This window comes from Pedobacter sp. AW31-3R (genome assembly GCF_052180285.1).
GTDB lineage: Bacteria > Bacteroidota > Bacteroidia > Sphingobacteriales > Sphingobacteriaceae > Pedobacter.
Map to the genome: position 1 here is coordinate 324,860 of NZ_CP197475.1, position 19,718 is coordinate 344,577.

Below are 19,718 nucleotides of genomic sequence, written 5' to 3' on the forward strand. Positions count from 1 at the left end.
GCAAAAATGTTCGGTGTTGATCCCGTGTTATTCTTCTGATTTGGTTTTATCCGCCTGAAATGCAGCCGGATCGGTGATCCTGCAAGTATTGGCGTTACCGATCCAAAATTAGCAAAAAGGAAATCTTAAACCAACTTATTTATATTCTTATAGGGTTTTGAGTACATTGATTACCCATGCTTTACCCCATTCTTCCAGTTGGGTCTCTGTCCACAAAAAGGGATAAAAGATTCTCTTCTGGAAACGCGGAGGCAGGTATTTCTGCCAATTGGTTCCACCGGTAGCGGCAATATCCACAGGGTCACGTTCCAGGTACCTCACTGCCGATTTATAATGTGACAAGGGCCATTCCACGTTGACAAACAAGTCCAGTTTCCTCAGTTCTTCAGCCAATGCTGTTACATCTTCACCCGCATGCAACAGCTTATGGTACAGCGCCGAAAAATTCGTATGCTCACGTTCTTTACTCAACTGCAAAAACTGGGCAGCATATTTCTGGATAAACTGCTTCAGGGTGAGGGTTTGTTTTCCGGTAGCCAGCTCTGTAGCGCCGAACTTCCAGTAGATATGTTCGAACTTCTCTTCAATAGAGGCATTCGCCAGCTCTTCCCTTTTACTTTTGTCGACCAGCCTCGAAAAATCCGTCGCACTGATCTCAATCATCCGGTATTGTCCCGACTGGAATCCACTTGCCGGCAGGAGCGACATCCGGAACTTCAGGAACTGCTCTTTCTCCATTCCATTCACCATCACCTCAAAAGAGCTGGTCAGCGCTGTAAAATAGGCATTGATCCGTTTTACCCTGTCGATGAAAAACTTCACCGTTAAGGCTGGGTGTTCGGCAATCTGTTTGCACTCGTGCAGCGAGAGCTTGAAATACAGCTCTGTAATCTGGTGGTACATGATGAAAATCTCCTCATCCGGAAAAGGTGTTTTCGGACTCTGCAGACTCAACAGGGTATCGAGGTGGATATAATCCCAGTAGGTTAAGAAATCAGCATACAGCAAGCCGTCCAGATAAGCAGCCATATCCTGCCCCATGGCCGCATACTTATCCTGTAGCTTATCCAGCTTATCTTTTATTTCCGGTGTCAGTTCCATTAGTAAAGCACTCTGAATTTTATGGTTTGTTCAATTTTCTTTAATGATTTAAACACATCCTTATCATACTCCGCATTGATATCGGTAATGGCATAACCTATCGTTGGGTTGGTCATCAGAAACTGGCCCACAATATTGATATTGTGCTTGGCAAAAACAGTATTGATCTGTGCCATAATTCCGGGTACGTTATGGTGGACGTGGATGAGTCTGTGCGACTTATCAATCCTTGGCAACTGCAGGTTCGGGAAGTTATGGCTCAGGTAAGTAGCACCGGTATTCATGAAATCTATCATTCTTTTGGGAATGAAATTGATGTTTCTCGGGTTGTTCTTCGGATCTTCAAAAATAACAATGCCCATCTCCGTACATTTCGCTACATCAATACGGTTTTTAGGATTTCCGAGATAGCCTATCGTTTTCAGTTTCACGGCCAGCTTCAGTTTCTCCGGATCCATCTTTTCCCCGTCTGCCATCAACACCATATGGACATCCTTCACATACTTCTCTTCAAATTCTGCCTTATGGCGGATAGAGAAACCGTCTTTTTTAAGCAGGGCAATACTGCTCTTGTCCACTTCACCGATAATGAGGCAAAGGATCCTGTTTTTAGGATAAGAAATTGCTCTCGGCAGGTTATTCACATACAGGAACTCATCGAAACTTGGCGTCACATGGTCGGCCTTGCTGACAATACTTTCCCTGGAGATATTCTCGGTAAAAGCGAAGAACTTCTTGATCATGCCACTCTCGCGCAGCTGATAGTCGGAATATCCGTCACCAATACCATACAGGTCCCCTTCAAGGTTCAGGTGTTTCATCAGCTTTACCTTACCGCCTTCTTCACTCAGTGGATTGGCATGGTCGTAATCTATAATCTTTCCGTCGCCGGTGGTGACGAAGGTATTCGCATAAATATTTTCTTTTTTGATATGATACTGACTCACCACTGGTGTAATGAATTCCTTAAATCCACCGGAAACGATCAGGATCTGGTCAGCATGTTTTTTAAAAAATGCTGCATTGCGGGAAAAAGAACTGGAAACTTTCTTCTTCAGGTGTTTGATCAGTTGTTTAAGGTGGTCTTCAGATGCTTCCAGTAACCTGACGCGCTGTGCCAGACTTTCGCTGAACGACAGCTTCCCTTCCATGGCCAGGTTGGTAAGATCCTCAATCTTCTGAAAAATGGCTTCTTTATCCGGGTGTTTACTCAGGGAAATGCGTGCCAGTTCGTCCAGGGCTTCAACCTGGGTAAAGGTACTATCGAAATCAATAATGTAAATATTTTTCTGCTGCATCTTAACTGTTTTTTAAACCTGCGCATGTTTCTTCAATGCTTTTTTGCAGGGGCTTAAAGGTGATATCTATAGTATTTCTGATTTTATCGTTGCTATAATAGTTTGTACTGGTGCTGCTTCTTGCGGTATCGCTGTTCAGTGAAGAAGAGCGGCCGGTAAAAAAGGAGAGCATAGACATGGCACGCCAGGCCAATCCCAACATCCAGGGTTTAGCTTCCCTATGCGGAGCTTTCACACCGAAACCCTGGGCAATCTCCGTAAAAAACTGTTTAAAATGGTAATTTTCTGCAGATATTGTAAAGCGTTGTTCACTGACCCCACTTTCCATCAGGGCAATCATGCTTTTGGCCACATCTTCCACATCGACAATGCCCGTGGCTCCTCTCGTATAATAGGACAATCCGTCTTTGATCTTTTTGAAGATAGCTCCGCTTCCGGTATAACCGGCACGGGCACCAATAATCACTGAAGGATTCACGATCACTGCATCCAGACCTTCTGCAATACCGCGCCAGACTTCCATCTCCCCTTCATATTTGGAAATCGCATAGGCATGGTCGTTCGAGTCGTATTCCCAATAATCATCTTCGGTAATCTGTTGTTTTCCTTTTTTAGGCTCACCCAATGCGGCAATAGAACTCACGTGTACCAGTCGTGCGTGGTGTTCTATACAAAGGTTCACAATATTGCTGGTTCCTTCAATATTGATCCTCAACAGGGCGGCTTTATCTTTTGGCTTGAATGACACCAGTGCTGCGCAATGGTAAACCTGGGTTACCCCTTCGAAAACATCATCCAGTGCTGCAGGTTCATTGATGTCTGCGATAACCCATTCAATCAACGTATTGTCTTTCAACAAGGCAGGGATAACTGAATTTTGCCGTCGCAGCGCACGTATTGTTTTTCCCTGTTGTGTTAACTTAGTGACCAGTTCTGATCCTAAAAATCCTGTGGCACCGGTTACTAAAATCATTTCATTTTTTTTACGATGTTCATCAATATGTGGTCTCAAAAATAGATATTTGACAGCATACATTATATTAATTATGTCCTTATCCGATTTTTTCTCTCCATTAACGCCAGAAAAGTTCAGTCCGAAACCCGGTTTTTACACCAGTCAGATGGGAATGAAGACCACTTTTTTCAGTGATGAATTTCCTGATCTGGACGGGAATGTATATGACATCGCCATATTTGGTGTACTGGATGACCGTGCTGCGGTGAATAATAACGGATGTGCACTGGGGCCTGATTATTTCCGGGAACAGTTTTATCTCCTGAATGAAGGTGCTTTCGACAGCAGGGTCGTTGATCTGGGAAATATCAGGGCAGGGGCAGAGATTTCGGATACGTATGTTGCCCTCAAGACAGTCGTTGCTGAGCTGATCAGGAAAAATATTGTACCCGTGGTGATCGGGGGGGGACAGGATCTCACCTATGCGCAATATATGGCTTATGAAGCTCTGGAGCAAAAGGTAGACCTGGTTGTTGTTGACAATAAGTTCGATCTGGATGAGGGAAATGAAGCGGGGATTGAGGCACGTTCGGATACTTACCTGAATAAGATCTTTCTGCACCAGCCAAATTACCTGTTTAACTTTAGTAATGTTGGGTATCAGACCTATTTTGTAAATCAGGATAGCCTGAAGGTGATGAATAAACTGTATTTCGATGTGCACCGCCTCGGAGAGTTTTTAACGGATATCGCTGCTGTGGAACCTGTGATGCGGAATGGCAATATGGTTAGCTTTGATCTATCTGCAATCCGTTCCTCTGATGCGCGGGGAAATGGGAATGCCGGGCCAAATGGTTTTTACGGAGAACAGGCCTGCAAGATTGCCCATTATGCGGGATTAAACGATAAATTGACCTCTATTGGCTTTTATGAATTTAATCCTGTTTTTGACAAGGGAAGCCAGACGGCAATGCTGCTGGCACAGATGGTATGGTATTTTATAGATGGTTTTTATAACCGCAAGAAAGATTTTCCACTGAACCCGAAGTCGCAGTACCTGATTTACCGGGCGAGTATCAATGACGGTACGGGAGAGATGCTTTTTGTGAAAAGCAAGAAATCTGACCGCTGGTGGATGCAGGTGCCTTATCCTTCAGGAGTATCAAAAAATGAGCGCTTTCACCTGGTGCCCTGCAGGTATGAAGATTATACCATGGCGGTAAACGGGGAGATGCCGGATTTATGGTGGCGTACCTACCAGAAGTTGTTGTCATAGGCATAGGTTTTCTTCATATTTATTACCACTTCTTGCTGGAACCTCAGTAGTTTCTGCGAATGATTAAGAGAGAAGATCGTTTGTGGAAGTCTGTCATTTGGGCTCTACCTGTAGAATTTATATCCTATGCCCATCCGGAGGCGCATAAAATATTAGATCTAAATCGACAACCTGAATTCCTGGACAAAGAACTTGAGCAGGTGTATTCTCCAGATCATGAACAATTTTCCACTGTAGTGGCAGATCATCTGATTAAGGTCTACACACTTAAGGGAAATGGAGATTATATATTATTACATATAGAGGTTCAGCAAAAATACAGTATTAATGTCGGTGAACGAATGTTTACCTATGCCTATCGTGTATACGATAAATTTCGTAAGCCAATTACGGCATGGTTGATCTTAACAGAATCAACCCAGAAGATCAGGCCTGATTTTTTTGAGCTTGATTTTATGGGCACCCAGATCAAATACAAGTTTAATGCATTGAAAATTTCCGACGCCCGGGATGATAAATTATTAGCCGATAGTAATCCATTCGCTTTAGTCATCATGACGGCTAAAATCTGGGTTGCTGGCAGATTAATTAAAGAAACTTTAAAACGTGACCAATATTTGTTTCCCAGAAAAATTAAACTCATCGAGTTATTGTTATCAAGGAATTTAGAAGCTGTTAAACACAATGAGCTTTTAAATTTTATTAATTATACCATTCGTTTGGAAAATAAAGAGATTAGAACTAAGTTTGATAATGAATTATTAAAATTAACCACGGAAAGTGTTATGATGACAGTTACAGAAACTATACTAAGTTTTTATAAAGAAGATGGGGTTTTGGAAGAGAAGTATAGAGTCGTAAAAGAGATGAAAAAGCTCAACATGCCTCTATCTCTGATCTCGAAAGTAACAAAGCTTTCCATCAGGCAGATTAAGAAAGCATCCGATTTATCGAAGAAGAATTAGGTGCTATTTTCTTATTCATTTGGCATTTAAAAATACTTCAGAATAAGCAGAAATCATTTATATTTGATTAGCAATTCAGGTTGCTGCTGCGGTTTCAGGAATCGTGTAGATGTTTCATTGATAACATGATATTTTCCCCATGATGAATCAATTTTAGAATTCCGTTGAAGACAAATAGTATGTTAAGTATAAGAATGCCAAATATAACCTGATGAAACCTGCATAAGCGTTTAATGCTTACAAAAAATAATGCTTCTGCAAGCTTCATCACCTTAAAAAAGACAATATTCACTGATGAAAGATATAGTTTTAGGAATAGATATCGGTGGGTCCCATATTACCACCGCGCTGATGAATGTCAAAGAAAATGTGGAGCTGGACCATTCCAGGTTCCGTTCTCGTGTCCGTTCAAACAGCACCATAGAAAATATCATTGAAGATTGGAGTAAAACCATCAAAGACACCCTAAATACGTACTCAGGAACCGTAACTGAGGCTTATGTTGCCATGCCGGGCCCCTTGAATTACAGGAAAGGCATTTGCCTGATCCAGAATCAGAACAAGTACGGCGCTTTATATGGGCAAAATCTTAAGAAGCTACTTTCGGCATCAATTGGTATTAAAGCTTCCAGTATTCACTTCATGAATGATGCAGCATGCTTCCTAAAAGGGGAAGTGTATAACGGCAGCGTGGGCAGCAATGATGAAGTCATCGGGCTGACCATAGGTACAGGGCTGGGCACAGCATTCTCCAAAAATGGGCTGATGCAGGATGCCAATTTCTGGAAGATTCCTTTTAAGGATGGAATTGCTGAGGATTACATTTCTACCCGCTGGTTTATCAAGCGTTATTTCGAGTTGTCGGGCAAGACCATCAAGGATGTGAAAGATTTGGTAGAGAACCATTCTTCTGCACCTGAATTTAAAACGGTGTTTGAAGAATTCAGTCTGAACCTTGCTTCATTTATGTACTTGTTCATCCGGAAGAAGATGCCTGTTTCTGCTGTTATTGGCGGTAACATTTCTTATGCAAGCGATTATTTCCTGAATGATACCAGAAAGCACCTCGCCGGAATGATGGGGTACAGTTTACCGGTAAGGAAGTCGACGCTGGGTGAGAAGGCCATTATCATGGGTGCCGTACCAAGGACAGAGGACAAAGAATAAATTAAAGCTGAACAACCTGATGAATTACAGTGAACTGCAGTCTTACTATAATCCAGCAGATTGTTCAGGGGCACTAGGGTTTCACAATTACAGACCCCAGGAATTCAGTTTCTGAGACCAGCTTTTTATCTGCTGAAGCCATAAACAGGTAACAGAAGACTTCTTGTCCGATTTCATCATTGAACTTGGTGATGCTGAAGCTAAGCTCACTTCTTTGGGTGCAATTAATCCGTGTTTGGAAATAATCACGCTCCCTGTTATAACAGACCACTACAATGGTATCATCCAGCTGGGTACATTTTTTAGGGAAAGGATTGAGTTCCCAGGTAAAAGTAATCTTTCTCCCTTCCTCAGCTTTTACGGTGGGGTTCCATGCACATTGCGTAGACCGTATCGGTTTACTGAACCTGACTTTGGCCAGGTCAATATAGAAATCTTCCTCCTCTTTCACTATGCCGTTGAGTAGAATATCTGAGCATGCCATGTTTACGGGGCTCATGCCCGAATTTCCAAAATCCTGAAAACCTAAATTCACAATATCTTTCAGGGGCTGCAAAAAATCGGTAATTGTTCTGAAGATATCATTTTGTCTGGCCTGTTGCGGAGAGGTTTTCTTGTGCTTTCTTTTTTCTGGCCGGGATCTTATGGTAGTCAGATTTCTCCATTTGCTGATAACAACTGTTCCCACTGCACCGGAAATTTCTCCAAGTATATCTCTATTTATGATCCTTCCCATAATTACCAGCTAAATTTTCCAAGATAGACACTGTTACTGATATTTTTCCTGTCATCCGTAAGGAATGAAATGTAGACCTCTGCATCCTCACCTTTCTTTATTCCCCTGAGATTCAGCAGGTCTTTTCCAACATGCCGGGCTGCCCCCCCAGTCACATAGACCGCATCTTTCGATTTGGGGAAATAGGCGAGCAGCATCACCTGGTCGGAATGGTGGGTGGCATGCGGGATCTCTGTGGTATCCCAGCTGAACGCCAGTCCAGCATCCGTAATGCTTGCTTTTGCAACCGGGATAGGTAATGTGCCTTTGCTGACCAGTATTTTGGAGAAATCGATGCTGCGGTCTGGGTATTCTCCCTTAAAAGCATTTTTCCTCATACATTTGACCATTGCATTGTAGGGATTCAGCCCGAGTTTTTTAGCTTCCAGTTCATACCCGACACTAACGAACCCATTGATAGGAGCCATAAATTTGGCGAAAAGACCAGTGTCATTTTCATTCGCTTGCTGTCCAGGCGTGGCTGGCTTGCTTCTTTTTTTGTTTTTTCTTTTGACTACCGTTGTTCCGTTGGGCTGCGGACTATACGTCCATCCATCGATGGTACCCGACAGGTCCAGTAAAGGACCGCTTCTGATGACTGCCATTGTATATTTATTTAAAGGTTAATAATTCAATATTCTTAGAAGTTAATGACGCTTAAATCGAACCTCACAATGGGCTATACAACGATTGGTTTTTCGGTTCAGCGGAATATAGCTTCCAATGATGGATTGTAATTCATTGATATAAAGGTAGAAGTGAAATAAGTTATTTGCAAATTTTTACAACACAAATATTTACTTAAAATTACAGTATTTTGTTTAATTGTTAATTATCGCTTGATTTCGATTTTTTGTATGGCTTGTTTTCTTTATTTCAGTACGACCACTGGTTGGATGAAGAAGCTGTCAAATATTATTTTGCTTCGGGTTTACACTTGCTTTTATTCGTAGCATGTATACCCCAAATAGGCTCCAACTAATCCCTAACTAGACCTCAAGTAGACCCATATAGTATATTTGGAGGCTAGTTAGGGACTAGTTACTGTCTACTTGGGGTATACATGGTACGGACGAGACTCGGTTTAGACCAGGCGAAGGATAAGGTAAAAGCAGAACTATTACCGGGTCTTGGTCGGACACGGTCCATTCTGCAGTCTTTCGATAAATAAGGGTTGGTTTAAAAGTTATGTTGTGATCATGATCGCTGCGCGGCTAGGGGGTTGGATAAGTTTGGGCTATTCTTTATTTGCAATATGCGCAATGAATGCAGCATTTGTTAGATTCAGATCGGAAGTGGCGGAAGGAAGTCATGCAGGTTAAAAGTACCTGAACATTAATTGTTCGGATACTTTTAAATTGAGCTGTACGAACAGCTCCTTATTTTCGCTGGAAGTTAATAATCAGCTGTTTTGGTTTTACAGTAATCAGTACGTCACCACCATGTTCGAAGCCGGCATTACGTAGCCATTCTCCTTGTAAGCGTATGGAAGGCTCATGCCCGTCGCCGTTTTGTTTCCATTTGTTGCATATTTTTAGCCTGCGCATGCCATCTGGAAGTTTTGGCTGTGGTGGTTCGCATGCACCACATTTGCATGTTTTGTTAGGTTGTAGTTCTTGGATCATTTTCGACCTCTTTGGATCAGGGACAATTGTTTTTTTCATAAAATTTGTTTGAATCGTCCCAACATTGACTGCAGAATAAAGATAAGAAAAACAGTTGTGTTAGTTGAAATTATTAAAAAATTAAAGGCGGTGGGGACGCTGCCTCTGCCAAATCTATCGTATAAACCACCCTCTTTTAAAACTTACAAAATGTCGGTTCTAGATAAGCTAAATCTTTCTATAGGCCATCTTTGGGAAATTTTCTTTTATAGTTTCAGTAGTTGTTTTTTAGGTGTTCTTTGGTAGTGAATATGTTTTAGGTGGTGGAGATAAAGTAGTCATTTTTATATATTCGTATAAGGTTTTAAAATTTCAAGTATGGAATCAATAGTAAATCTCCTTTTGAAGAATATGGGTAATATGCTTGAATTGGGACGCCAAAGGGCATTTGAATTAGGCAATCCTTTCTATGCGCAGTTTAAGGAAGATGGCGAATATTGGAGAAAAGAATTACCTAATGGTGAGAAGTATGTGGTTTCAATGGAAATTATATACGGTGAGCACAATAAGCCGGTTGATGTGAAGGATACCGTAATCAAAAAACTGCGCTAATGAATGAACATTTAAGATTCCCTATTAGAAAAATTTATGCAGAGATTAGTGTGTTCAATCTCCGCATAAAACGCGTAGTTTACATTGGTGTTGCGGAGAATAATAGGTATATTAGATGCATAATATGCGGAGATTAGATATGTACATTCATCAATTACCTCAATGGCCAAAGTTCATTTGGGACGAAAATACCCTTTTAACCTTATTGGGTAAGGTAAGACATCTTCAAGGAAGGCTACTCGGAAAGATGGAAGGGATAGGATTTGATTTACGAAATGAAGCTTCCCTTCAAACTTTGACAGATGATGTTTTGAAATCCAGTGAAATTGAAGGAGAGATCCTCAATCCAGATCAGGTTCGGTCTTCTATTGCCAGAAGATTGGGAATGGACGTCGCTGGTCTTATCCCTTCAGATCGAAATGTCGACGGTGTCGTTGAAATGATACTTGATGCTACTCAACGGTATGGAAATGAACTAAGTGAAGACCGCTTATTCGGATGGCATTCAGCATTGTTTCCTACAGGCCGCAGCGGCATGTATAAAATCGTTGTCGGCAATTGGCGCAACAATGATAAAAATGACCCGATGCAAGTGGTATCAGGGGCAATGGGGAAAGAGAAAGTACATTATCAAGCCCCTGATTCCGATAGGCTATCTGCAGAGATGACGACTTTTTTAGAATGGTTTAATGCCTTCAATGATATTGATCCGGTGTTGAAAGCTGGGATAGCTCATCTGTGGTTTGTAACCATCCACCCCTTTGATGATGGTAATGGGCGTATCGCACGGGCAATCACAGATATGCAATTGGCAAGAGCTGATGCCAGTACAAAACGGTTCTATAGCATGTCGGCACAAATTCGCCTGGAGCGGAGTAAATATTACGAGATATTAGAAAGCACACAAAAAGAGACAATTGACATAACAGCGTGGCTTTACTGGTTTCTGGATTGTTTTGGTCGCGCCTTATCAGCGACAGACCAGACCTTAGCCAAGGTTTTATTTAAGGCCAGGTTTTGGGAGTATTTAAATAAAGCTACTTTGAATGATCGGCAGAAGCTAATGTTGAATAAATTGCTTGATGATTTTGAGGGCAAACTCAATTCTTCAAAATGGGCAAAAATTGCTAAATGCTCCCAAGATACAGCCGGGCGGGATATTCAGGCATTACTTGATCAACATATTTTAATTAAAGAAGAAGCAGGGGGCAGAAGCACAAGCTACATTTTAAATCAACAATTGGGTGAAAATGAATAATGGTTATAAGTATCTTTTGTTTTTGGACCATACTATAAATGGGCAAGGAAATGTTATTGCAAATAACAAATGGTAAAAACGATAGTGATTTAATTATCTGGCAGAGTAGCGCTTAACTGTTTTTTGAATCCTTAGTTATTGGAGCCCTCTTATCTGAGAGGCTGGTTTAGCTGTAAATTCTTTTCGCGGTGACGGTGGGAGCAAAATCCTTAGTTCAAGTAAACAGAGAGGCCGGTAATTTGTGTAGAGTTCAGATAGCTGATGCATTGATGGTAGAAGGACGAGTTGTTTACACAAAAGTTTATAAGCGGATGCCATTTGGTAAGCGTTTTATGGATATTGATGTTTGGCATAATGAGGTTAATCTCGGAGAGATTGAAACTAAGGTAGGCGGCTCTCGTTACCTGTCATTACAAAAACTAAAAGATGGCTGGCTTGGTGTTAGTGATTATCCTCTACAATTAGTAAGAAAACCTGTAGATTGGTAAATAATATGGATTTATTTAAAGACGTTATTAAAAAATTAACTCCCTTGTTGAAGCAAATGGGGTTTAATAAAAAAAGTAATACTTTTTACATAGGGTCAGATAGAAATTATGGAATTGTAAACTTTCAGAAAAGCCGGGATAGTACAGCTACTATGATAAAATTTACAGTCAATTTTGGCATTTACTCTAATGTCTTAGGGAGATTAGAATATGATTATGATGATGTAGCAAAACCGAAGGTTGAACAATGCCATTGGCAAACAAGAATTGGGAGTTTTATGGTGGGTAATCCTGATCATTGGTGGATCGTTGATACGTCACAAAGTTTGAGTGCTATTGCTTCAAACGTAATAGAAATTATTCAAAGCGGTATCATACCTGAGATCAATAAACGTTTGTCTGACGAGGGGTTAATAGAGTGTTGGATGAATGGAAGTTTTGCTGGTACTACAGAATTTGGCAGATTTAAGTATCTAACCACACTTTTGAAGACTAAAGGTGAAATTGACACCTTGAATCAGGTGGTGGAAACATTTATGCAGCAATCATTAGGAAGACCAAATGGTAGCAAAGCTTTAGAGCATCTAAAGAATATAAATTATAGTAAATGAGATAAAACTACAGCCTGCGTTGGATTGGGAGGGGATTCTTGGGAAAGAATTGCCAATGGTTATACTACGGTAAGGCTACGCTGAAACCAACGCTTGCGAGCCAGCCGAACGGTGTGTTGTAATCGGCAAATAAGAATGTAAAAACGGTAATAATTCTTACACCGTTCTTTAGAAGTAGCAGGTGAAGTTGCTTCTCCAAATACAGTTTTCATGTTTTCTGGTTCGTGGCTTTCTCCTATGAAGTTGATCGCCTGGAAATGGTAAAGTAATTGGCCAAGCAGCGCTGTTACGATCATTTCATCATCAAGCTGTTTACTCCAATCAATAGGTTTTTTATTGGTTGAGTTACATTTCAGGATAATTTAACGAAGTCATTATAAATAAGATGTACGCATTGATAATTTGTTGCAATTTGCTCCAGAACCATTCGTACACAGGTACTTGCGCTTGGCTCATGATAATGGAGAGGCTAACTGGTGATCAGGATGGTTCCGGAACAGTGATGCGCCCTTGTGGTTAAGTAGCTTTGGTGGCGATCAAAACTTGGTTTACATATTTTATAATTTTGATGGAAGAGAAGTTTCTATGGCTTGTGTCTTTCAATGACTTTGGAAATTATGATGTTTTAATGTGAGAATATGATAACTATTACTTGTTTGTGGTTTTTTTGTCGTAAGAATGATGTTTTATTTAAAATACATTGATTCTAAAGGGCTATTTTATATCAAAATCTCAATTTATCATAGGCTGTGAGCTTTAATTGTGAATTGCTTTTGTTTTCCTGTTTCTGATGCGTGTTTATTTGTGTAATAAATAATATATTTGACTATATTTTACTTTTGTATTTATGGAATAGATTTCTATTTTTTTTGTTTAATCATAATGTTTTGTTAATATATTTTTAATATGAGAGAAGTGTTGAAGTTCTGAACGATAGCTTTGTCTGCTCAGGTTATATATAAACATATATCGTGGATTTTATAGTCGCACATTGATTTAACACTCAAAATGGAGACTAAAAATATGAATCACTTTTAATTACAATTTGCCTTCACGTAACTTATTGTATGTGTATAGATTCAATTTCTCCTTGAATTATAAGCCCGTTAGGTGGGTTTGATTTTTACGGAGTTGGTCATTACCGACAATATTTTTATTTATAAATGTACCACTATGAGAAAATACGTTGTATTAGCATTCCTGTTTATGAGCTCCCAAATGAGTTATAGTCAGTGGACTGTTACTGGTGATGATATCAAGACAAGCAATGCCGGTAATGTATTTATTGGTTCTATTCCTTCCGCTACGCTTAACCCTAAATTGGGTGTTCATCAGTCATCTGTCTTGGGAACCGTAGCTGGGAGTTCTACATTGTTGCGCGCTTATAGCGGCAGTACCACTAATACCTTTCAGAATAATCTTTGGTTGTTAAGAAATGCTGAAGGCGCGAGCTGGTTAACGGCAAGATTGCATGATGGGATATCAATAGACGTATCTTACAGGACTCCGCAAACCAATACAAGGACCTGGTGGGAAAGGGATCCTTACAATGATATTCAATCATGGGGAAATATAGCTCAGAATTACTTTACTATAAATAAGGGAAAAGTAGGAGTCGGCACTGCCAGTCCTTCACAAAAACTGGATGTCGCCGGGAATCTGTATTTGAGAAATATGACAAATGAGACTGGTGCTGGTAGTTCAATTTCCCTTTCCTCTTACGATCTTACGCATTTAGGGCCAAAAATATATAGTTATCTGGATATGGCTTCCGGCACAGCATCACGATCCAGATTAATTTTAAGCTCTTATGCTAACGGTTACCAGAATGAGTTGGTTTTGAATGGTGGCAATGTGGGTATTGGTACGATGACACCAGGAGAGAAACTTTCAGTGAATGGTGCGATAAGATCCCACATGGTTACTGTAGAGACTAAAAACTGGCCAGATTATGTATTTGAAAAAGACTATAAAAAGCGCTCCTTGTCTGAAGTGGAACAGTTTGTGGCTAAGCATAAACATTTGCCAGATATGCCTTCAGCTAAAGATATTACTGCACATGGACAGAATTTAGGAGAGGTAAACAAATTACTCGTAAAAAAAGTAGAAGAGTTGACTCTGTATCTTATTGAATTGAATAAACAGCTTCTTAAGCAGCAGCAATTAATTGAGCATTTGGCGGAGCGTGAAAAGTATTAATTGACTTATTTATTGTGGCTATTGTGTGGCTTAATGAAACGGTTACTAGAGATCATGACGAAGCCATCCTGGGAAAAATTTACTTCATGTGGGGATGGGATTGTATACTTCCAAGCAACGAAAACTTATATTAAATGGTGGCATAAATCTTACAGTTTATGTTTTGCCTCGAGTAAAAATATATTTACATGTGGAAAGGTCAGTCCTGGTAGGGAATGATGTTATTGAAAAGGATTTAAAATCTGATACTTTAATATATATGAATAAATCTATAAGTCTAAAATATAGGTTTTGTGAGATTGAATTGGATAGTATAAAAACGGATTGACTTTATATCAGTATGTTTTCAAAAATAAGCAAGCTGAGGAAGTGCTCTTTTTTAAATATAAAAAGTATTCGCCACTTCAAATACAACCCATTATTACTCGTAAAATCAACTTTGAAATGGCCTAAGAACCATCGGCAGATACTACTCGTTACTTCGTAAATTTGGAAAGATCATTAATTATCAATGTCTATGATGACTGGGGATGGATATTTACTGTACTGATAGAGATTTTTGAATAGTCAGACGTAGAGCCTGTATCAAGGAAAGACTATATTGAACGTCATAAAGAAAATGGTGATTTAAGTAGGTTCGAAAGAAGAAGAAAGAATAAAAACTGGAATATGAAATATCCAATAAACACAAAAAATTTTGAGCTAAATTTAGAATATTATGCTGAAGTACTAAGCATGCAAAAGGAAGCAGACCGTTATATATCTGATTTTAGTTGGTGCATATCAGTTGTCAATTCATCTCTCTATTTAAATTTGGGTGAAAAATTATGTATTTTTCTGTATGAAATAGATCCTGCAAAGAATGCCGATAATTTTGTCTGGCTCATAGTCGGAGATCTTCCAAGTATGTATTTAGATGTGTATGGGCCGAAAACAACTATTCATGTTCTGGAGGACTATGTTTCCTTATCTAAGGATTGGATCTCGAATGTAGAGTCAGGACTGTCTGTTGATGAATGTTATCCATTTGACGCTGATCCCACAATGGAAATGGCTGACCTTTTAAAGAGACGAGTTGCTATAATTGAAAACTCTATTATTCCTAATGTTGATGAGATAAAACTTCCATCACCGTTGTATGAACTATAATTGCATCATATTTTTAGGGAATGTTTTATCGGTCTTGCATAAGCAATCTACTTTTGTTTCTGGTATAAATTGGTTTTTGATTAATAACTATAATTCACTTGATATTTCTTCTAGACCCTGTGGTTATACTGCCAAAGAAGCATTAGTAGTTGCACGAGCAATTTTTTTTATACCACAGGTAACATTGCGAAATGTATTAAGGCATGTGCCGGTTTTAATGACGCCATAACATCATATGAATAATAACAAATCAAGACAGGTTTTTTTTATAAGAATTTTTTTTATTGCAATACTGGGGGGCTTTTTATCCGGGGTTGTCTATTACCATATCTTCAATCTCTAAAGGAGTCAGATCTGACTGAGGAATAGATACAGGTTTAAAAAGAATGGGACGGTTGATAAGAATTTGAAATTTTTATAAATTATAACAATAATAGACTTTAATGATACTTTTACGGAATTTTGATTTTGCTACAAAATACTTTGATTATGAATCGAACACCGAAATAAATGAGATCTCTTACCCGAAAATAAACGGTTGGTACAAGTTTGTTAATGGACTACTGACTGCTTTATTAGTAATGGATGAAAACCTTTATTTTTTGTTTGGAGAAGACAAATTTTTAATAATGGATTCTCATAGCATGTTGCTTAAGGAGGTAAGTGAGGTTGAGCAGGTATGTACTCTTATGAATAGAAATGATATGTTGGTTGGATTTCCGTATTTAAAATCTGATTCTAAACTAAACATTTCACCTTTTGAATATATAGATGATGAAGATATTGAATGGGAAAAGTTTATGATGAATATTATAAATGATCGAGAAAGAAAAAAAAGCTTTGTGGCGAATCTAAATGAATATTGACATTTTCGTTAAATCGCACTATTAAACTTTTGAAATTAAGGGGGATGTAAACGTCATGAATTCTTCCTTATTATAGCAATTAGTCTGGCCTGCCAATAAAGGTGCATAAAAGATTAACCGGTGTACATTAGGAAAAGCAATCAAAAAATGAATAAAGAAGTAGCAACAAACGGAAACCTGTCGATATTGTCTGTGAGTAGTTTTGACATCTACCACAAGCCAGAAGATCGCGCAAGATTAAAGGCGATTTTTGGGAAATTGTTTTCAGTCGGTGATGAGTTATTTTTCTTTTTTCGGAGAGAAGAGGATTTGACGGAAGATTCAGAATTGATAATATTGAGGGAGAAAATTTTTAAGCGGTTTGAGGATGATGGCAAATTTCAGTATCTGATAAAAATAGATCAAAGGAGATTCGATGCTATTGCGATGATCCGTTATGATGAAACAACTCCAGATTTTATGATAGATTTATGGAAGTATTTCTTTGCATGTGATTTTTTCAGACCTACCAATGACCTTACTTTTGAGGAGTTTGAAGATTATTTACAAATAACTGGAGTAGAGGATAGGAATGGTTTACGACAGCTGTGGGATAAATTATGTGATTTTATCTGTATTAAGGGGTATGATGGTGAGCGTTTGATCATTAGTTATTATTCAGAATTGGAATTGATTGATCAGATCTAGTGTAACGTAAATAACATGGAGACAAATTGACCCGTAATTGATAATTATTGAAATAAATCTTAGCAAATCTTTAGGGGAAACTAAGAGAAAACCAGCGTCTGATAAAACAAACTGGGATGGACAATTACTCCCATAATATATCCAGTTTTGGATAATAGCAATTGTTGCTATTATTGTTGGGATAGTATTTCTATTGAAATCTTTTTTGTAAAATAATTTTATGGATTTTAACACAATATTCGGATTAATTTCATCTCTTTTATTGGTATTTGTCGGCATCATGCTTAGGTTCTCAAATCATGAAAACTGGCGCTCTTATAGTAAATACTGGATATGGTTCGTACTAATAGGATCACTATTGTTTGCTTTTAAAGTTTATAAATACTTAGCATAGCTTGTGAGATATTTTTCTTAGTGTCAAACTGTATAGTGAGAGTAAATGAAATCCTAATCTTTACAGTTGGACTGTAAAAGAATAAACATTGCTCTGGGTATACAGTCAAGAGTGGAAGCATCTGCACTGACTGAAACTGCAACATCAGTAATAAGGGTTTTACAAGGGAAAAGGACATCTCTGAAAAGTGGGGATAAACTTGATGTTAGGGGAATGTCTAAAGATCCACAAGTAAATACATTTCTTAATAAGCTATACGAATCGGGCTTTAAGGGACGTTAAAATTTTACTAAAAATGATGAAACTATTAAATGTTATAAAGTGGGGTTGTGCTATATTGATTTTCATTAATTTGTTAATTTGGGCACTTTACAATGCCAGTGGACATCGAGTGCCGGTTGAAACAAATATGTTTTTTAGGAATATTTTTTTTTGTCTTTTACTTGTTCTTACAGTAACGATTGCCACTAGGTTCTATTTAAATAAGAAGAGCACTAGATCATAAAGTTATGAGGTGAATAGTTGGTATTTATGTTGTGGAAATTACTGCAAAAGTGGCAAGAGCGTCTTTAGATATTTTAGCAAATTGAGATATATGTTAATATATAATACTCCCCAATCAATATTAGGTCGATGATTTAAGGTGGGAATAATTAGCCAAGGTGGTCTAGGGATATTCGATGAATTATGAATATTTTAAGAAATATTAAAGATAATTTTAGAGGTAATGTATGATTGGTTTAAATTTAGACCTAAGGAAGACAATTATGCATAGACACTAGTTTGTTCATCGGGAAAAATAAGCGTTCCCAATGAACAAACTTTAATATTACATCAGGTCAAATCCGATATCTTCCCTGAAATATTTTCCATCGAAATAAATCCTTGCCGCATCAGCTGTAGCCGACTGTAACGCTTCAAACATATTGTCCTGCACACTGGTTACTGCCAGTACACGGCCGCCATTGCTTTTAATCACACCACTTTCCTGTGTTGTTCCGGCATGGAAAGCCAAGGATTTACGGATGTTCTCAATCCCTGTAATTGCCTTGCCTTTTTCATAATCGCCGGGATAACCACCCGCTACGATCATTACTGTAGCCGCACTCTTAGGGTTGATCACCAGCTCTATGTCTTTCAAACGTTTTTGTGAAGTCGCCACAAAAAGTTCAACAAGATCGTTCTCCACCCTTGGGATGACACTTTCCGTCTCCGGATCACCCATGCGGCAGTTGTATTCAATGATCATCGGTTTATCGCCTACTTTGAACAAGCCAAAGAAAATGAAACCGGTATAGTCAATATTGTCTTTCTTTAAGCCATTAATGGTAGGGATGATAATCGTATCCTCCACTTCCTTCAGGAATTTCTCATCGGCAAAAGGAACCGGGGAAACAGAGCCCATACCACCGGTATTCAGTCCGCTGTCACCTTGCCCGATTTTCTTATAATCTTTCGCTTCCGGCAGGATGACGTAATGATCACCATCAGTCAATACAAAAACGGATAGCTCAATGCCTGTCAGGTATTCTTCAATAACCACCAGGGATCCCGCAGTACCAAATTTACCGCCCAGCATCAGCTGCAGTTCCGATTGTGCATCTGCTGTGGTTTCGCAGATCAAGACACCTTTTCCTGCGGCTAAACCATCTGCTTTTAAAACAACCGGCAGACTGTGGTTCTCCAGGTAGGCTAAACCTTCCTGTAAAGTTTCGTTGGTAAACGATTTTGAACCTGGGGTTGGAATGCCATGGCGTGCCATAAATTCTTTAGAAAAATCCTTGCTGCCTTCCAGGATAGCACCCTCTTTTTTAGGGCCAATCACCGGAATGTGCGCCAGCTGCTCATCTTCCACAAAAAAGTCATGAATACCTCTTACCAATGGTTCTTCCGGACCAACCACCACCATATTGATGTCTTCTGCCAATGCGAATTTTTTGATGGCCTCAAAATCATTCGGATTTAGATTTACATTTTTACCATACGCAGCGGTTCCGCCGTTACCAGGTGCGATAAATAGTTTTGAGCATTGTTCAGACTGGCTCATTTTCCAGGCAAAAGCACTTTCTCTTCCACCAGAACCTAATAATAAGATATTCATATGGGCAAAGATAACCGCTTTGCCTAAATTTTATAGTTTATTAGTTTCATTTTGTGCATAAAGCGTGTTTGCTGCCTCCTGTATGTGCATTATCCAGTCCCTGTGTCCAAATAAGATAGGTGATTTCTACCGGAAGGGCACAGCTGGTTTGTGGCATGCCCATTAATCCTGCAAAATTGTAGCCCATATGGTCAGCATCAGGTTGGGATTAC

General features: G+C 39.1%; 18 protein-coding genes. 11 read left to right on the top strand and 7 right to left on the bottom strand.

The annotated features are described in order from the left end of the window. Nucleotides 1–147: 147 nt before the first annotated feature. The 3 genes from ACSBL2_RS01375 to ACSBL2_RS01385 are packed head-to-tail and all read right to left on the bottom strand — an operon-like array spanning nucleotide 148 to nucleotide 3,372. Entirely contained in the window at nucleotides 148–1,101 is a 954-nt protein-coding gene (locus tag ACSBL2_RS01375; protein ID WP_442589888.1) for a tryptophan 2,3-dioxygenase family protein, read from the bottom strand. Then, nucleotides 1,101–2,399 carry an HAD-IB family phosphatase gene (locus tag ACSBL2_RS01380; RefSeq protein ID WP_442589889.1) on the bottom strand — a complete coding sequence of 433 codons (1,299 nt, stop codon included), beginning with the start codon at nucleotides 2,397–2,399 and terminating at the stop codon, nucleotides 1,101–1,103. Before ACSBL2_RS01380 ends, ACSBL2_RS01375 begins: the two co-directional genes overlap by 1 nt. Nucleotide 2,400: 1 nt before the next feature. Next, the gene (locus tag ACSBL2_RS01385; protein WP_442589890.1) at nucleotides 2,401–3,372 is read right to left on the bottom strand and encodes an NAD-dependent epimerase/dehydratase family protein; all 972 of its coding nucleotides are present in this window, start codon (nucleotides 3,370–3,372) and stop codon (nucleotides 2,401–2,403) included. Nucleotides 3,373–3,445: 73 nt separating this feature from the next. Here ACSBL2_RS01385 and ACSBL2_RS01390 point away from each other — a divergent pair, with 73 nt between their 5' ends. The 3 genes from ACSBL2_RS01390 to ACSBL2_RS01400 all read left to right on the top strand — a co-directional run bounded on the left by ACSBL2_RS01390 (nucleotide 3,446) and on the right by ACSBL2_RS01400 (nucleotide 6,762). Then, nucleotides 3,446–4,630, top strand: coding sequence for a formimidoylglutamase (locus ACSBL2_RS01390; RefSeq protein ID WP_442589891.1), 1,185 nt, complete (start codon nucleotides 3,446–3,448; stop codon nucleotides 4,628–4,630). A 59-nt stretch (nucleotides 4,631–4,689) separates the two neighbouring features. Beyond that, the gene (locus ACSBL2_RS01395) at nucleotides 4,690–5,595 is read left to right on the top strand and encodes a hypothetical protein (RefSeq protein ID WP_442589892.1); all 906 of its coding nucleotides are present in this window, start codon (nucleotides 4,690–4,692) and stop codon (nucleotides 5,593–5,595) included. 294 nt (nucleotides 5,596–5,889) lie between these two features. Beyond that, on the top strand, nucleotides 5,890–6,762 hold the full coding sequence (locus ACSBL2_RS01400; protein ID WP_442589893.1) for an ROK family protein: 873 nt from the start codon (nucleotides 5,890–5,892) through the stop codon (nucleotides 6,760–6,762). 73 nt (nucleotides 6,763–6,835) lie between these two features. Here ACSBL2_RS01400 and ACSBL2_RS01405 read toward each other — a convergent pair whose 3' ends face one another. From ACSBL2_RS01405 to ACSBL2_RS01415, 3 genes are all read right to left on the bottom strand, one after another. Then, nucleotides 6,836–7,498 (bottom strand): DUF6266 family protein, encoded by a 663-nt coding sequence (locus ACSBL2_RS01405; protein WP_442589894.1) that lies wholly within the window; start codon nucleotides 7,496–7,498, stop codon nucleotides 6,836–6,838. Between the two features lie 2 nt (nucleotides 7,499–7,500). Continuing rightward, a complete protein-coding gene (locus ACSBL2_RS01410) occupies nucleotides 7,501–8,142 on the bottom strand; it encodes a DUF6266 family protein (RefSeq protein ID WP_442589895.1) in 642 nt (213 codons plus the stop codon). Between the two features lie 774 nt (nucleotides 8,143–8,916). Beyond that, complete coding sequence (locus ACSBL2_RS01415) at nucleotides 8,917–9,201, bottom strand: SymE family type I addiction module toxin (protein WP_442589896.1); 285 nt, start codon at nucleotides 9,199–9,201, stop codon at nucleotides 8,917–8,919. Nucleotides 9,202–9,519: 318 nt separating this feature from the next. Here ACSBL2_RS01415 and ACSBL2_RS01420 point away from each other — a divergent pair, with 318 nt between their 5' ends. The 8 genes from ACSBL2_RS01420 (at nucleotide 9,520) to ACSBL2_RS01455 (ending at nucleotide 17,011) form a co-directional block, all read left to right on the top strand. Then, nucleotides 9,520–9,753, top strand: coding sequence for a hypothetical protein (locus ACSBL2_RS01420; protein WP_442589897.1), 234 nt, complete (start codon nucleotides 9,520–9,522; stop codon nucleotides 9,751–9,753). Between the two features lie 139 nt (nucleotides 9,754–9,892). After that, complete coding sequence (locus ACSBL2_RS01425) at nucleotides 9,893–11,011, top strand: Fic family protein (protein WP_442589898.1); 1,119 nt, start codon at nucleotides 9,893–9,895, stop codon at nucleotides 11,009–11,011. A 188-nt stretch (nucleotides 11,012–11,199) separates the two neighbouring features. Then, the gene (locus ACSBL2_RS01430) at nucleotides 11,200–11,499 is read left to right on the top strand and encodes a hypothetical protein (RefSeq protein ID WP_442589899.1); all 300 of its coding nucleotides are present in this window, start codon (nucleotides 11,200–11,202) and stop codon (nucleotides 11,497–11,499) included. 5 nt (nucleotides 11,500–11,504) lie between these two features. Beyond that, nucleotides 11,505–12,110: a DUF4304 domain-containing protein gene (locus ACSBL2_RS01435; RefSeq protein WP_442589900.1), complete on the top strand. Its 606-nt coding sequence runs from the start codon at nucleotides 11,505–11,507 to the stop codon at nucleotides 12,108–12,110. 1,173 nt (nucleotides 12,111–13,283) lie between these two features. Continuing rightward, nucleotides 13,284–14,309, top strand: a complete 1,026-nt coding sequence (locus ACSBL2_RS01440; RefSeq protein WP_442589901.1) for a hypothetical protein — start codon at nucleotides 13,284–13,286, stop codon at nucleotides 14,307–14,309. Nucleotides 14,310–14,978: 669 nt separating this feature from the next. Next, a complete protein-coding gene (locus tag ACSBL2_RS01445) occupies nucleotides 14,979–15,458 on the top strand; it encodes a hypothetical protein (RefSeq protein ID WP_442589902.1) in 480 nt (159 codons plus the stop codon). Between the two features lie 443 nt (nucleotides 15,459–15,901). Continuing rightward, entirely contained in the window at nucleotides 15,902–16,324 is a 423-nt protein-coding gene (locus ACSBL2_RS01450; protein WP_442589903.1) for a hypothetical protein, read from the top strand. A 147-nt stretch (nucleotides 16,325–16,471) separates the two neighbouring features. Continuing rightward, nucleotides 16,472–17,011, top strand: a complete 540-nt coding sequence (locus ACSBL2_RS01455) for a hypothetical protein (protein ID WP_442589904.1) — start codon at nucleotides 16,472–16,474, stop codon at nucleotides 17,009–17,011. Nucleotides 17,012–18,234: 1,223 nt separating this feature from the next. On the opposite strand, the gene purD is transcribed toward ACSBL2_RS01455, so the two are convergent. Further along, nucleotides 18,235–19,506, bottom strand: a complete 1,272-nt coding sequence (gene purD / locus ACSBL2_RS01460; RefSeq protein ID WP_442589905.1) for a phosphoribosylamine--glycine ligase — start codon at nucleotides 19,504–19,506, stop codon at nucleotides 18,235–18,237. Nucleotides 19,507–19,718: the final 212 nt, after the last annotated feature.